The organism is Microbacterium hydrocarbonoxydans (genome assembly GCF_000956475.1).
Classification (GTDB): Bacteria; Actinomycetota; Actinomycetes; order Actinomycetales; family Microbacteriaceae; genus Microbacterium; species Microbacterium hydrocarbonoxydans_A.
Window position 1 is genome coordinate 53,987 of the sequence record NZ_JYJB01000006.1, and the last position, 14,785, is coordinate 68,771.

At 69.6% G+C, this 14,785-nt stretch carries 13 protein-coding genes; 6 read left to right on the forward strand and 7 right to left on the reverse strand.

What is annotated here, in order from left to right:
- Window position 1: 1 nt before the first annotated feature.
- From RS84_RS03975 to RS84_RS03985, 3 genes are all read right to left on the reverse strand, one after another.
- Window positions 2-856 (reverse strand): carbohydrate ABC transporter permease, encoded by an 855-nt coding sequence (locus tag RS84_RS03975; protein WP_045256476.1) that lies wholly within the window; start codon window positions 854-856, stop codon window positions 2-4.
- Window positions 856-1,770 (reverse strand): carbohydrate ABC transporter permease, encoded by a 915-nt coding sequence (locus RS84_RS03980; protein WP_045256477.1) that lies wholly within the window; start codon window positions 1,768-1,770, stop codon window positions 856-858. The genes RS84_RS03975 and RS84_RS03980 overlap by 1 nt, the downstream gene beginning before the upstream one ends.
- 88 nt (window positions 1,771-1,858) lie before the next feature.
- Complete coding sequence (locus tag RS84_RS03985) at window positions 1,859-3,130, reverse strand: ABC transporter substrate-binding protein (RefSeq protein ID WP_052676221.1); 1,272 nt, start codon at window positions 3,128-3,130, stop codon at window positions 1,859-1,861.
- A gap of 122 nt (window positions 3,131-3,252) precedes the next feature.
- Between RS84_RS03985 and RS84_RS03990 the strand changes: the two genes are divergently transcribed.
- On the forward strand, window positions 3,253-5,544 hold the full coding sequence (locus RS84_RS03990) for a glycosyl hydrolase family 95 catalytic domain-containing protein (RefSeq protein WP_045256479.1): 2,292 nt from the start codon (window positions 3,253-3,255) through the stop codon (window positions 5,542-5,544).
- 36 nt (window positions 5,545-5,580) lie between these two features.
- Here RS84_RS03990 and RS84_RS03995 read toward each other — a convergent pair whose 3' ends face one another.
- The 4 genes from RS84_RS03995 to RS84_RS04010 are packed head-to-tail and all read right to left on the reverse strand — an operon-like array spanning window position 5,581 to window position 9,165.
- Window positions 5,581-6,051, reverse strand: coding sequence for a GbsR/MarR family transcriptional regulator (locus tag RS84_RS03995; protein ID WP_045256480.1), 471 nt, complete (start codon window positions 6,049-6,051; stop codon window positions 5,581-5,583).
- An 18-nt stretch (window positions 6,052-6,069) separates the two neighbouring features.
- Entirely contained in the window at window positions 6,070-7,680 is a 1,611-nt protein-coding gene (locus RS84_RS04000; RefSeq protein ID WP_045256481.1) for an ABC transporter permease, read from the reverse strand.
- Window positions 7,677-8,582: an ABC transporter ATP-binding protein gene (locus tag RS84_RS04005; RefSeq protein ID WP_200891968.1), complete on the reverse strand. Its 906-nt coding sequence runs from the start codon at window positions 8,580-8,582 to the stop codon at window positions 7,677-7,679. Before RS84_RS04005 ends, RS84_RS04000 begins: the two co-directional genes overlap by 4 nt.
- Before the next feature lie 46 nt (window positions 8,583-8,628).
- Window positions 8,629-9,165: a CGNR zinc finger domain-containing protein gene (locus RS84_RS04010; protein WP_045256482.1), complete on the reverse strand. Its 537-nt coding sequence runs from the start codon at window positions 9,163-9,165 to the stop codon at window positions 8,629-8,631.
- A 39-nt stretch (window positions 9,166-9,204) separates the two neighbouring features.
- On the opposite strand from RS84_RS04010, the gene RS84_RS04015 reads away from it, so the two are divergent.
- From RS84_RS04015 to RS84_RS04035, 5 genes are all read left to right on the forward strand, one after another.
- Window positions 9,205-10,209: an EamA family transporter gene (locus RS84_RS04015; RefSeq protein ID WP_045256483.1), complete on the forward strand. Its 1,005-nt coding sequence runs from the start codon at window positions 9,205-9,207 to the stop codon at window positions 10,207-10,209.
- Window positions 10,210-10,336: 127 nt separating this feature from the next.
- On the forward strand, window positions 10,337-10,996 hold the full coding sequence (locus RS84_RS04020; RefSeq protein ID WP_045256484.1) for a GntR family transcriptional regulator: 660 nt from the start codon (window positions 10,337-10,339) through the stop codon (window positions 10,994-10,996).
- Window positions 10,993-12,525 carry an MmgE/PrpD family protein gene (locus tag RS84_RS04025; RefSeq protein ID WP_045256485.1) on the forward strand — a complete coding sequence of 511 codons (1,533 nt, stop codon included), beginning with the start codon at window positions 10,993-10,995 and terminating at the stop codon, window positions 12,523-12,525. Before RS84_RS04020 ends, RS84_RS04025 begins: the two co-directional genes overlap by 4 nt.
- A 100-nt stretch (window positions 12,526-12,625) precedes the next feature.
- Window positions 12,626-13,528 carry a methylisocitrate lyase gene (gene prpB / locus RS84_RS04030; RefSeq protein ID WP_045256486.1) on the forward strand — a complete coding sequence of 301 codons (903 nt, stop codon included), beginning with the start codon at window positions 12,626-12,628 and terminating at the stop codon, window positions 13,526-13,528.
- Between the two features lie 2 nt (window positions 13,529-13,530).
- On the forward strand, window positions 13,531-14,664 hold the full coding sequence (locus RS84_RS04035; protein ID WP_045256487.1) for a bifunctional 2-methylcitrate synthase/citrate synthase: 1,134 nt from the start codon (window positions 13,531-13,533) through the stop codon (window positions 14,662-14,664).
- Window positions 14,665-14,785: the final 121 nt, after the last annotated feature.

Genomic DNA, 14,785 nt, shown 5'->3' on the forward strand with positions numbered 1-14,785 from the left:
GTCAGCCCTTCGTCGCTCCGGCGACGAGGCCGCCGATGATGTGGCGCTGCATGATGATGAAGAACGCCATCGCCGGCAGCACCGCGAGCAGCAGCGTCGGGAAGACCTGCGTGTAGTCGGTGGAGAACTGACCGACCGCGGCATACACCCCGGTGGTGACGGTGTAGATGCCCGAGCTCGGTCCCAGGATGATCTGCGGGCTCACGAAGTCGTTCCAGACGCCGATCGAGTTGAGCACGACGATGGTGGCGACCACGGGCCTCATGATCGGGAAGATGCACGACCAGAACGCGCGGATGGGTCCCGCGCCGTCGAGGGCCGCGGCCTCGTCGATGTCGCGCGGGACGCTTCTCAGATAGGCGGTGAACAGGAAGATCGTCACAGGCAGGGTCGCTGCGGTCTCGAACAGGATGAATCCGGGGATCGTGTTGATGAGCCCGAGCACCCGCAGGACGAAGACGACGGGGATCAGCGTGACCTGACCGGGGATGAAGAGCCCGGACACGAACAGCAGCAGAAGCCCCAGGTGCCACTTCGATCGGCCGCGGGCGATCACGTACGCGACAGGGGCTGCCAGCGCGATGCAGCAGACGTTCACGAGGACCACGAACAGCAGCGTGATGCCGTAGGCGGCGATGACGTTGAACTTGCTGCTCGTGATCGCCGCCCACAGGTAGTCGAACGTGAAGCTCTGCGGAGTGATCAGCAGCGGGTTCTCGATGATGTCGGCCTGCGGCTTGAACGCGTTGATCACCATCGTGTACATCGGGATCAGCATCGTGATCGCGACGACGCCGAGCACGACCCATCGGAGGATGCGGGCGATGAGCGCCGGACGGTTGCGGGTCTGCTTCATCAGTCGGTCGCCTTCTGCTCTGCGCGACGGCGCACGACGGTCACGGCGAGCCCGATGACCGCGGTGACGATCAGCAGCAGGATCGACTGGGCGGCGCCGAAGCCGAGCGACGAGTTCGCGAACGAGTCCTTGAGGATCTGGTACACGATGGTCTGCGTGGACCCTGCCGGCCCGCCGTCGGTGAGCGAGAGCACCACGTCGTACGCCTTGAGCAGGCCGACGAGCGTGAGCACGAGGTTCACCGTGAAGACCGGCGCGATCAGGGGCAGGGTGATCGAGCGGAACTGCTGCCAGCGCGAGGCGCCGTCGACGGTCGCCGCTTCGTAGTACTCGGCGGGCACCGACTTGATGCCCGCGAGGAAGAGGATCATGTTGAACCCGAAGTGCGACCAGACGATCGTGAAGATCACGCTCGCCTTGGCGAATGCGGGCTCAGTGAGGAAGGGCATCGCCGGGGCGCCGAGTCCGGTCAGCAGGCCGTTCACGGCGCCGTTCGGCGACAGCATGGCCGACCAGATGAAGCCGATGATGAGAGCGCTGATCACGTAGGGGTAGAAGAAGATCGTGCGCAGGAGCGTGTTGGATCGCCCAGGGCCGGCGATCAGGGCGGCGATCGTGAGGCCTACCGCGTTGCAGAGAACCGTGCCGACGACGGCGATCACGCCCGTGAAGACGGCGGCCTGCACCGACCGCGGGCTCCGGAACGCCTTGGCGTAGTTCTCCCAGCCGATGAACTGGAAGTTCAGGCTGTAGCCGTTCCAGTCGGTGAAGCTCAGCACGGCGGCGAGGATCATCGGGATCACGAACATGGCGATGAAGACCGCCACGGCCGGGCCGCCCATGAGGATGCCGGGGAGGCGATGCCGCCACTGCTGCAGCGCGGTGCGCCGGCGCGGGGCGATGGTCGAGCTCATGCGTCGACGCTCCTGTCGTTCGGGTGGGTGAGAGATCGTGTGCTCGGGGCGGGATGCCCGCCCCGAGCACGCAGCGGGAGCGGCGGGATCAGCCCGCGTTCGCCGCGAACCAGTCGTCCATGGCCTTGATCACATCGGCAGCGGGCGTGCCGCCGATCAGGGCCTGGGTCTGGGTGTTGATCTCTCCCGAGTATCCGTCGGGCAGGGTGCGCTCGCCGTAGCCGCCTCCGGTGGGCGTGTAGGCGTCGGCCGGGGTGTCGGCGACGATCTGCAGCAGCTCTTCTCCGAGCGGCGTCATGTCGTACTCGTACCCGTCGCGGAAGTTGCCGTCGACCGCGAGCTGGGAGGTCACCGCATCCTTGTCCGTGACGAGGAACTCGACGAGCTGGGCCGCGGCATCCTGGTGCGTGGTGGCCTTGAGGATCGAGTACGGGCTCGCGATGTTCGCGCCCATCGCCGGCTGGTCCTTCGCGCTCACCGCGGGGGCGCGGAATACGCCGATGTCGGCGGAATCGCCCGCCTTCGCCTGGGTGCCGGCGAACCAGCTGCCCATCGGGTAGACGGCCGCCTTGCCGGAGAGGAACGCCTGCTCGGCGTCGGGGTACTTGATGCCGAGCGCCTCTGTGGGGATGTATCCCGCGGCCACCCAGTCGGCGTAGGTCTCGATCGCGTCGCCGTAGGTGTCGCCGAACGTGACCTTGCCTGAGGACACGTCCTGGAACCACTTCGGGTCCTCGGCGATCACGCTCGGCAGGGCGAGGGCCTGAAGGGCGTGACTGGTCATCCAGTCGCCGCCGGTCTGGATCGGAGTCCAGCCGGCGTCCTTGAGCTTGCCGAGATCCTCGGTGAGCTCGTCGATCGTGGTGGGCACCTCGTCGATGCTGGCCTCCTGGAACGCGGTCTTGTTGTAGAAGAACAGGCTCTGCAGCTGCACGCCGATGCCCGCCATGTAGTACTTGCCGTCGATCGAGTACTGCTCGGCGAGCGGCCCTTCGGTCGCCCATTCGTAGTCGGAGAGGTCGACGAGCTCGGGGGCGAGCTTGGTGGTCGGGGCGATCGACTGCACCACGTCCGGAGCATCGCCCGCGGCGAGCAGGCGGGGGACGGCGGCCGAGACGCCCTCGGCGCCGGGGTTCTGGATCACGACGTCGATGTTCGGATGCGCGTCCTCGAACGGCGCGACGAGCTCGTTCCAGTAGTCCTCGGTGAGGTTGGGCGTGACGTTCACGAGCATGCGCAGCGTGACCTTCTCGTCTGACGAGGAGTCGCCGTCACTCGCCGGGGTGGTGGAGCATGCGCTGAGAGAGAGTGCTGCCGCGGCGGCGATGCCGACGGCGGGGAGAAGCCGGGTTCTGATCATCATCGATCCTTTCCTGATGCACGGGAGGGGCAACTGGGACATTACACTAATCGATAATCGTTTGTGAAGTGTTCGGGGAATCCGTTTACCCGTACGCCCTCCTCGAGCAGACTGGAACCGAGATGGCTGACCTGCACGTGCTTCGCTACCCCGAGCCCGCCCGCGAATGGGTCGAGGCGCTGCCGCTGGGTAACGGCCGCCTCGGGGCGATGTGCTTCGGGGGTCTGCTCTCCGAGCGCATCGCCCTCAACGACGACACGGCCTGGTCGGGGAGCGCGGACAGCGAGCGGATGCCGCCCCTCGTCGACGGGGCGGACGCGATCGACACCGCGCGGCTCGCGATCGCGGAGGGGCGATACGACGACGCCGGTCGCGCGCTGCGCGCGATCCAGCACCGCCACTCTCAGGCCTATCTGCCGCTCGCCGACCTCGCGGTCGAGATCGTGGGACCCGCGGGCGCCCCCGAGGGCTACGAGCGGATGCTGGACCTGCGCACCGCCACGCACACGGTGCGCGGCTCGGTCGCGGGCGCCGGAATCGAGCGGCGCAGCTGGGTCAGCGCGGCCGACGGCGTGCTCGTGCACGAGATCTCGTGCACGAATCCGGTGTCCGTCCGCGTCCTGCTCGGCACGCCGCTGCGGCTTGTGGATGCGGTGGAGACCGGTCCGCTGCGGTCGATCACGATCCGGCTTCCCAGCGACGTCGCCCCGCCGCATGACGCCGCCGACGATCCGGTGCGCTATGGGGGCGATTCCCTTCGGGCGGCCGTCGTCTGCCGCATCGAGCACGACGGAGTCGAGAACGCCGGCGTGCTGCACGGGGTGCGGACCGTGCGTCTGACGCTCGCCACGCAGACGACCTACACCCGCCTCGGGCGGCCGGCCGAGGGAGATGAGCGGGCGGCGCTCGCCGCGGCATCCGCTCGTGCCGAGGCGGCCGCGGCCCGCACGACCGTCGACCTGCACAGCGACCACGTCGCCGCCCACTCCGTGCTCTACGACCGCACCGAACTCGTGCTCGACGGCCTCGACCGCGACACTCCCGCACGGCTGGAGGCCGTGCAGCGAGGCGTCGAGTGCGATCCGGCGCTCGCCGCGCTGCTCTTCCATTACGGGCGCTATCTGCTCATCTGCTCATCACGACCGGGCACGCTCCCTGCGAACCTGCAGGGCATCTGGAACCAGGATCTGCCGCCGGTGTGGAGCTCGAACTACACGGTCAACATCAATCTGCAGATGAACTACTGGGGCGCCGAGGTCACCGGGCTCAGCGAGCTTCTCGAGCCGGTGCTCGACCTGGTCGAGGCCGCGGCGCGAGGCGGTGCCGAGACGGCGGAGCGACTGTACGGGGCGCCGGGGTGGGTGCTGCACCACAACTCCGACGCCTGGGCGTACACCCAGCAGATCGGTCACGGCCGACACGACCCCGCATACGTCTTCTGGCCTCTCGGCGGGGTGTGGCTGCTGGTTCAGCTGTGCGACGCGCTGGCCTTCGGCGCAGCGGACCACCTGCGCGAGCGGCTGAGTCCACTGCTCCGCGGAGCCGTCGAGTTCGTGCTGTCGTGGCTGAGAGCCGACGACGAGGGACGCCTCGGCACCTCGCCGTCGACCTCACCGGAGAACACCTTCGTCGTACCGGGTGGCACGTCGGGGCTGTCAGTCGACTCGGCCATGGACCTCTCCCTGATCGCTCAGCTGCTCGACCGGTTCGCGGAATTCTCGGCGGATGCGGGGGAGTCCTCTTCGCTGGTCGCGGACGCCGCGCGGGCGAGGGCGCTGCTGAAACCGCCGCGCATCGACCGTGAGGGATCGGTCGCGGAGTGGGGAGGCGATCAGGTCGCCGCGGATCCGCACCACCGGCATCTCTCGCCTCTGGTCTTCCTCTACCCCGGCGCCGACGAACCGACGCCCGAGCTCGTCGCCGCGGCCGCGCGCTTCCTCGATCGCCGCGGCGACGAGTCGACGGGCTGGTCGCTGGTGTGGAAGATGGCGCTGCGTGCGCGCCTGCGCGATGCGCCGGCGGTCGAGCGGCTGCTGGCGATGCTCATGCGCGACATGGCCGAGGACCGCGGCGCGTTCTCGGGCGGCCTGTATCCCAACCTGTTCGCGGCCCACCCGCCTTTCCAGATCGATGCCAACCTCGGGGTGGTCGGGGCGCTCGCGGAGGCGCTCGTGCAGTCCCATCGGGGTGAGATCGAGCTGCTGCCCGCGTGGCCGGCGTCGCTCGGCGCGGGGAGCGTCCGAGGCATCATCGCAAGGCCCGGGATCACGGTCGACCTGGCCTGGGGCGACGACGGGATCACCGCGACCCTCACTCCGAATCATCCGGGCGCCGGTGGCGTTCACCGGGTCCGCTGGGGCGATCGGGTCGTCGAGGCCGAGGTGCCCGGCGTCCTCCGTCTCGGGAGTCGCTGAGGCCCTTCGTCTCGGTCGCGCTGCGCGCGTCCTCGCTCAGGGGCCGGTGGGGTTCGCGTCGCGCTGAGCGATCCACTCGTCGACGAGCTGCGGCATCCGCTCGGCCATGAAGCGCAGGAACCCCGCCATCTGCGCGGCGCGCTCGGCCGCCGCCGGCTCGTCTCCGGTCGCCGCGGCGATCTTCTCGACGTAGTCGGCCATGCGGATGTACACCGGGAGGTTGCCGATGACCACGGAGTGGAAGGAGTCGGCGACGAGGTCGTAGCGGTCGCGGCGACGGCCCGCGCTCGGCAGGCGCCTGGCGAAGTGCGCGTCCTGCAGGTAGCGCACGGCGCCCGACACCGCGGCCGGGCTCACCTCGAGGCGCTCGGCGAGCTCTGCGGCCGTGTAGCCGCCGGCGGGAGCGGCGACGAGCGCCATGAGCACCCGCGCAGGCATTCTCGGCATGCCGGCCGCCGTGATCATGGCGGCGGCCTGCTCTGCTGCTTCTGTTCCTCGGTGTTCCATGCGCTCCTCAGCCCCAGATTAGCCGTCGGACGCGAGCTCGCGGCGGCGCATCAGAGAGAGCGCGGCCGCGCCGGCGCCCACGACGGCCATCAGCAGCCACCAGAGTCCGCGGAGGTCGACCTCCCCGTGCGAGACGACGGGTGTGACCGCGATGGGCGAGACGTTCGTGAGCCAGTCGGGCATCCCCATCAGCGGGCCGAACATGCCCAGCACGGCGGCCACGCCGACCAGTGCCCAGCCGACGCCCAGCGTCGCGCGCGGAGCCAGGGCGAACACGAGTGCCGTCACGGCGGTGAACACGGATGCCGCGACGAACTGCCCGAGCCCCGTCACCGTGACGACGCGGAAGAGCTCGCTCGGCGAGCCGTTCGCGGCGAGACCCGCGTAGGCCGCGGTCATGGCCGCGGCCACGACCAGGGCTGCCGCGATGGTCGCGACGATCGTGTAGTCCGCGAACCAGCGCACGCGTCCGACCGCGGCGGCGAGCACCGGTTCGGCCGTGCCGTGCGCCTCCTCCTGGCGGGCGCGGATGATGGTCTGCACGCCCGCGCAGGCGGCGAGGATGCCGAGCATGGTGAAGAAGACGGTGATCATCGCCTCGTCGAGATCACCGGCGCGCGCGATCCGCTCGAGGATCTGCGCGACGGCGGGGTTCTTCCCCGCGATCTGGCCAGCGGCGCCGCCCAGGGTCGTGGCGAGGATGCCCGTCAGGGCGCCGCCGATCACCCACCCCGCGATCGACCCCCACGTGAGCCGCCACACGAGAGCGTGCGGCGAGGAGAGCGCGGCTCGGGCGGTGGCGCGTCCCGCGCGCTGGGCGATGAAGCTCGCGCCCAGATCGCGTGCCGACTGCAGCACAGTGGCGACGGCGGCGAGTACGAGGCCGAACGCGAGGCCCAGGATCAGCGGCCACGGTGCGTTCTCGTCGAAGGGGCGGATCTGCTCGGCCCAGCCGAATGGCGACAGCCAGACCGGCCAGGCGCTGTCGATGCGGCTCAGGTCGTCGCTCGGAGTTCCGGCGAGGTTGCCGATGCCCCGGATCAGGAAGGTCGACACGAGCAGCCACACCGTGAGCGAATTCGCGCCGCGCGAGGTGCGCATGAGCTGGGCCGCGACCAGGCCGATGCCGAGGAAGGCGATGCCGGTGGCGCCGGATGCCGCTCCGAGAAGCCACGACCCCGCAGCATCCATCCCCGCCCCGATGAGGGACACGGCGATCAGCGCGGCCATCACGAGGTTCGCCCCGAGGCCGTGGGTGATCGTCGCGAGCAGCGGCAGAGTGCGCGCGGCCGGAGTCGCCGCGACCAGCTCGCTGCGTCCGGCCTCCTCGTCTCCGCGCGTGTGCCGCACCGCGAGGAACGTGCTCATGAGCGCGGCGAGCATCGCGAGCCAGGGGAGGTCCTCGAAGGCGAGGAACGCGCCGACCGAGGTGCCCGACGGCAGGCCGCGGAACATCAGGATCACGGGGTTCGCGGCGACGGCCGCGAGCACCTCCTGCCGGTCGGCGATCGTGCTGTACGACTCGGTGACGCCGACGTAGCCGGCATACGCGAGCAGCACGGCGCCGACGATCCACAGCGCGAGCTGCAGCCAGTCGCGGCGCAGGCGCTGGCGGAGGAGGGGGATCATGATGCGCTCGAATCCCCGTAGTGGCGCAGGAACAGCTCTTCGAGGGAGGGCGGTTCGACGCGCAGGCCCGTCACCTGACGCTCGGCGAGGATCGGGAGGACGGATGCCACGGCGTCGCTGTCGACCGTGAACCGAGCGCGGCCCTCGCCGAACGTCGCGTCGTGCGCCGCGGGGATCCCGTCGGCGGCTGTCGCATCGGACGCCTCGAACGACACCTCGGTGCGGGTGAGGTGCCGCAGCTGCGCCAGCGTGCCGGACTCGACGATGCGGCCGGCGCGGATGATCGACACCCGATCGCACAGCAGCTCGACCTCCGACAGGATGTGGCTCGACAGCAGCACGGTGGCTCCGGCATCCTTCACCCTGGCGATCTCCTGGCGGAACACGACCTCCATCAGGGGATCCAGGCCGCTCGTGGGCTCGTCGAGGATGTAGAGGTCGGTCGGCACGGCGAACGCCGAGATCAGGGCGACCTTCTGGCGATTGCCCTTCGAATACGCTCGTCCCTTCTTGCGCGGGTCGAACTGGAACGCGGTCTCGAGCCGCTCGCGCTCGCCGCGGTAGGCGGCGCTCTTCACGGACGCGCCGCGCAGCCGAGACAGCAGGTCGATCGCCTCGCCGCCCGAGAGGTTGGGCCAGACGCTGACGTCGCCGGGGACGTACGCGATGCGGCGGTGCAGGTCGGCGGCGTCCTTCCACGGGTCGCGACCGAGCGCCTCGACGGAGCCGGACGTCTTGCGTGCGAGCCCGAGGAGGATGCGGATGGTGGTCGTCTTTCCCGCGCCGTTCGGCCCGAGGAACCCGTGCACCTGGCCCGCCGTGACGGAGAGGTCGAGGCCGTCGAGCGCGTGCACGCGGCCGTAGTGCTTCGCGAGGCCGCTGGTGCGGATCACTGTGTCCATGCACGGCACGCTACGCCGATTTCAGAAGTTTGTGAAGAGTGTGAATTCAGTTGTCTGCGCGGCGGGCCCGATAGGCCGCCACCGCGTTGCGGTTGGCGCACGTGGTGGAGCAGTAGCGCTTCGAGCGGTTACGCGAGAGATCGAGGGCCAGGGCCTGGCACGTGTCGTCGGCGCAGATGGAGATGCGCGAGCCCTCGTCGGCACGGATCACGTCGATCAGCGCCATGGTCGTCTCGATCAGCACGCGCTCGGCCAGCGGTCGATCGTCGGCCACCGCGTGCAGGTGCCAGTCGAGCCCGTCGTGCGTGGTCAGCCGCGGTGTCAGGATCGCCGACGCGAGGGCCTTGTTGACGGCCTCCGCCATCTCGTCGCGCGGAGCGATGAGCATCGCGCGCAGCTGCGGCCGCAGATCGCGCAGCGATGCGATCTCGGCGGCGTCACGATCCACGCGCCCGGTGAAGGGGAACTCGGCGAGGAAGGCCTCCTCGTCCGCGGCATCCGTCATCGTGTCTGGATCCTCCGCAGTGTTCACGAGCCAGACGGCGGAGCGCAGCGCATCTTCCGTGTCATTGGTGAAGATCATGTTGACATCTTACATCAGCTCCAAGTAGTGTCACATGTCATGAGCGCAGTTGCGGATGACATGGTGAAGGTCGCGCCTCGCGGTGGCACGGGGCTCGGGCTGATCACCGCGCTCGGCGCCGCCGTGTCGTTCGGCATGTCGGGCATCTTCGCCCGGGGTCTCATCGATGCGGGGTGGAGCCCCGGCGCCGCGGTCACGGTGCGCATGTGGGTCGCCGCTCTCGTGCTGCTCGTACCCACGCTCGTGGCGCTGCGCGGCAGGTGGGGGATGGTCCGTCGGCACGCCGGCATGATCGTCGTCTACGGACTGCTCGCGGTCACGGCTGCGCAGCTGTGCTACTTCCAGGCGGTGGCGGTGATGGACGTCGGCATCGCCCTGCTCATCGAGTACACCGCCCCGATCGCGGTCGTGCTGTGGCTGTGGTTCCGCCGCGGGGAGAAGCCGACCAGGCGCAGCCTGCTCGGCGCAGCCGTCGCCTTCATCGGGCTCGTGCTGATGCTCGACATCCTCACCGGCGCGACGGTGAACCTCGGCGGCATCCTGTTCGCCCTCGGGGCGATGGTCGGAGCCGCGACCTACTTCGTGCTCTCAGCCAAGGCCGACACCGGGTTGCCGCCCATCGCTCTCGCCGGTCTCGGACTGCTGACCGGGGCGATCGGTCTCACGGTCGCCGGAGTGGTCGGGGTGCTCCCGTTCGAATGGACGACGGCTGACGTCGAGTACAGCGTGGGCAGCGTGCCGTGGTTCGTGCCCGTGGTCGCGATGGGCGTGATCGCGACGGCCCTCGCGTACTTCCTCGGCATCGCCTCGACGCGCATGCTGGGTTCGCGTCTGTCGTCGTTCGTCGCGCTCGCCGAGGTGGTCGCGGCCATGGTGTTCAGCGCCCTGATGCTCGGTCAGGTCCCGGGTCTGGCGCAGGCGGTCGGCGGAGCCCTTGTGCTCGCGGGAGTGGTCGTCGTGAAGCTCGGCGAAACGGATGCCGCTGCGCCGGCGCCGACGGTGGAACCCGTTCCCTCCGAGGAGCTTCCGCGGGTCTCCCGCTGACGCCGCCCCCGCCTCGCCGGCGCGTGCACGCCGGAGTCCGTCGTGGGCCCGTCGCGGAATGTATACCGGAGACGCCTTTCGTGCGCTAACCATGGCGGGTAGGGCGGATTGTGTATACACTGGCCCCATGACCCTCGCTGCGGATCGCGTCACTGCGAGCGATCGCGCGTACGCGGACCTGCTCGACGGCATCCAATCCGGCGCCCTTCCCGCCGGCTTCGTGCTCGGCGAGGTCGAGCAGGCGGCCCGCCTCGGCATCAGCCGCACACCGATGCGCGAGGCCCTGCGCCGGCTCGCCGCCGATGGGCTCGTGGTGCAGCAGTCTCCTCGCGTCACGGTCGTGGCGGATCTGGATGCCGGCGACATCCGCGCCCTCTTCGAGATCCGTCGGGCACTCGAGGAGACCTCGGCTCGGCTTGCCGCCACCCGCGGCGATGCCGGTCTGTTCGCCGAGCTCGCCGAGGAGTTCGCGCACGTCGACCTCTCCGCCGCCGCAGGACGCGACGCCTATTACGCCCTCATCGCGCGCTTCGACGCCGCACTCGACGCCGCGGTCGACAACGACTACATCGCCTCGGCGCTGCGCACCGTGCGCACCCACCTCGTGCGCGTGCGACGGATGGCCCGCGACAAGCCCGCCCGGCTCGCAGCATCCGCCGCCGAGCACCGGACGATCGCCCAGGCCCTCGCCGCCCGCGACGGCGACCTGGCCGCCCACGCCACGCACGTGCACCTGCACAATGCGCTCACCGGCATCCTCGAGACCCTCAACGAAGGACAGAAATGACCGTCACCCACCACGTCCGCGTCCACCGCAGCGACGAGAACCTCGAACGCTCCGACCAGCTCGCCTGGAAGATCGCCGAGGTCGCGGTCGACCGGGTCGAGGTCGAGCCCGCCGTCGTCGACATGATCATCAACCGCATCATCGACAACGCATCCGTCGCGGCGGCATCCCTCACCCGCGCCCCGATCATCGCGGCCCGCGCCCAGGCGTTCAGCCACCCCGTCTCCAGCGGCGGCCACGGCGCGAACCTCTTCGGCGCCGCGCTCGAGCGCCGCACGAGCCCGGAATGGGCGGCCTGGGCCAACGGCGTCGCGGTGCGCGAGCTCGACTACCACGACACCTTCCTCGCCGCGGAGTACTCGCACCCCGGCGACAACATCCCGCCGATCCTCGCGGTCGCGCAGCACGCCGGCAAGGACGGCCGCGCGCTGGTGCGCGGCATCGCGACCGGCTACGAGATCCAGATGGATCTGGTCCGCGCGATCTGCCTGCACAGGCACAAGATCGACCACGTCGCGCACCTCGGCCCCTCGGCCGCGGCGGGCATCGGCACCCTGCTCGGCCTCGACGCCGAGAGCATCTATCAGGCGGTCGGCCAGGCCCTGCACACCACGACCGCCACCCGCCAGAGCCGCAAGGGCGAGATCTCGACCTGGAAGGCGCACGCTCCCGCCTTCGCCGGGAAGATGGCCGTCGAAGCGGTCGACCGGGCGATGCGCGGTCAGACCAGTCCCTCGCCGATCTACGAAGGCGAAGACGGCGTGATCGCGTGGATGCTCGACGGCAAGGATGCCGCGTACGAGGTGCCGCTGCCCGCGGCGGGCGAGCCCAAGCGCGCGATCCTCGACTCGTACACGAAGGAGCACTCGGCCGAGTATCAGGCGCAGGCGTGGATCGACCTTGCGCGCAAGCTCGGCACCGAGAACCCGGCCCTTCGCGACCCGGCGAACATCGCATCCATCGTGCTGCACACCAGCCATCACACGCACTACGTGATCGGCTCGGGGGCGAACGACCCGCAGAAGTACGACCCGACCGCCTCGAGGGAGACCCTCGACCACTCGATCCCGTACATCTTCGCGGTCGCGCTGCAGGACGGCGGATGGCACCACGTCGACTCGTACGCCCCGTCGCGGGCCGCGCGGGCGGACACGGTCGAGCTGTGGCACAAGATCACCACGGCGGAGGACGCCGAGTGGACCCGCCGGTATCACTCCGAGGATCCCGATGTGAAGGCGTTCGGCGGTCGCGTCGAGTTCCGCCTGACCGACGGCACGACGGTGGTCGACGAGATCGCGGTGGCCGACGCGCATCCGCTCGGCGCGCGTCCGTTCGCCCGCGAGAACTACATCGCGAAGTTCCGCCTGCTCGCCGAGCCCGTGCTCGAGCCCGCCGAGATCGAGCGTTTCCTTGAGCTCGTACAGCGACTGCCCGAGCTCACGGCCGACGAGGTCGCCGAGCTGTCGATCGTGGCGAGGCCCGGCCTGCTCGAGTCGGTCGACGCGGATGCTCCGAAGGGGCTGTTCTGATGACCGGCGTCGCGTCGCAGAATCTCTCTCGTGTCGCAGGGATCTCGGGAATCCCTGCGACCTCGTCGCGATTCTGCGACCAGGTGAAGGGCGGTCGCTGATGCTGTACTCCACCGTCACCCCCGCCGAGAAGCGGCGACTGTTCCGCGAGCGGCTCGCGAGCGGCGAGCTGCTGCGCTTCCCGGGGGCGTTCAACCCGCTGAGCGCTCGGCTCATCGAGGAGAAGGGCTTCGACGGCGTCTACATCTCGGGCGCCGTGCTGGCCGCCGATCTCGGGCTCCCCGACATCGGCCTGACGACCCTCACCGAGGTCGCGGGCCGGGCGAAGCAGATCGCCCGGATGACCGACCTCCCCGCGATCGTCGACGCCGACACCGGCTTCGGCGAGCCCATGAACGTGGCCCGCACGATCCAGGAGCTCGAAGATGCGGGCCTCGCAGGCACCCACATCGAGGATCAGATCAACCCCAAGCGCTGCGGCCACCTCGACGGCAAGAGCGTCGTCGACGAGGACACGGCGATCAAGCGCATCCGCGCCGCAGCCGACGCCCGCCGCGACGAGAACTTCCTCATCATGGCGCGCACCGACATCCGCGCGATCGAGGGGCTGGATGCCGCGATCGACCGGGCCAAGGCGCTCGTGGACGCCGGGGCGGATGCCGTCTTCCCCGAGGCGATGCGCACGCTCGACGAGTTCGAGGCGATGGCGACCGCGCTGGACGTGCCGATCCTCGCCAACATGACCGAGTTCGGCAAGAGCGAGCTGTTCTCGGTCGAGCAGCTGCGCGGTGCGGGCGTGAACATGGTGATCTGGCCGGTCTCGCTGCTGCGCATCGCCATGGGCGCCGCCGGTCGTGCGCTGGATACGCTGAACGACGAGGGGCATCTGACCTCGAAGCTCGGCGAGATGCAGCACCGCGCCGATCTCTACGACCTGATCGACTACGAGTCGTACAACCACTTCGACTCGGGCGTCTTCAACTTCACACTCACGAAGGAGTGACCATGACCGAGCCGGACATCAAGAAGGGCCTCGCAGGAGTCGTCGTCGACACGACCGCGATCTCGAAGGTCAATCCCGAGACCAACAGCCTGCTGTACCGCGGGTACCCCGTGCAGGAGCTGGCCGCGACGCAGCCGTTCGAGGCCGTCGCGTACCTGCTCTGGAACGGGGAGCTGCCGGATGCCGCGCAGCTCGCCGATCTGCGTGCCACCGAACGCGCGCATCGTGCTCTCGCCGCCGAGGTGAAGGCCGTGATCGACCTGATCCCCCTCAGCGCGCACCCGATGGACGAGGTGCGCACGGCGGTCAGTGCGATCGGCGCCTCCGACCCCGGCGCCGGCGGCTCGGTGCTGAACGCGGGCGGCAGCCCTGCCGAGAACCTCGAGCGCAGCATCCGCCTCTTCGCCGCCCTGCCCGCGATCGTCGCCTACGGTCAGCGCCGTCGTCGCGGTGAGGACATCATCGCTCCGCGCGACGACCTCGACTACTCGGCCAACTTCCTCTGGATGACCTTCGGCGAAGAGCCCGACCCCGTCGTCGTCGACGCGTTCAACCGCTCGATGATCCTGTACGCCGAGCACTCCTTCAACGCCTCGACGTTCACGGCGCGGGTGATCACCTCGACGCTCAGCGACCTGTACTCCGCGGTCGTGGGCGCGATCGGCGCGCTCAAGGGACCGCTGCACGGCGGTGCGAACGAGGCGGTGCTGCACATCTTCGACGAGATCGGCTCGGCCGACAACGTCGTGCCCTGGCTGGATGCGGCGCTCGCCGAGAAACGCAAGATCATGGGCTTCGGACATCGCGTGTACAAGAAGGGCGACTCGCGTGTGCCCACCATGAAGGCCGCGCTCGACACCCTCGTGGAGCACTACGGGCGCGAAGACGTCGCGGAGCTGTACGACGCTCTCGAAAGCGAGTTCGTCGCTCGCAAGGGCATCTACCCGAACCTCGACTACCCCTCGGGCCCGGCGTACAACCTGATCGGATTCGACACCCTCACCTTCACGCCGCTGTTCGTCGCCGCCCGGGTCACCGGCTGGACCGCCCACGTGATCGAGCAGGCCGGCGCGAACGCGCTCATCCGCCCGCTCTCGCACTACGACGGGGTCGACGAGCGGCACGTAGAGCGCTGAGCCTCTTCCCGCAGCCCCTCACCATGGGCAGATCTCCCCAGGTGAGGGGCCTGGTGGGCGCCCGGCCGGGCGGTACTCTGAAGGGGTTCCCGGTCGCGCGCACGGCGACGGGGAGGGGGTC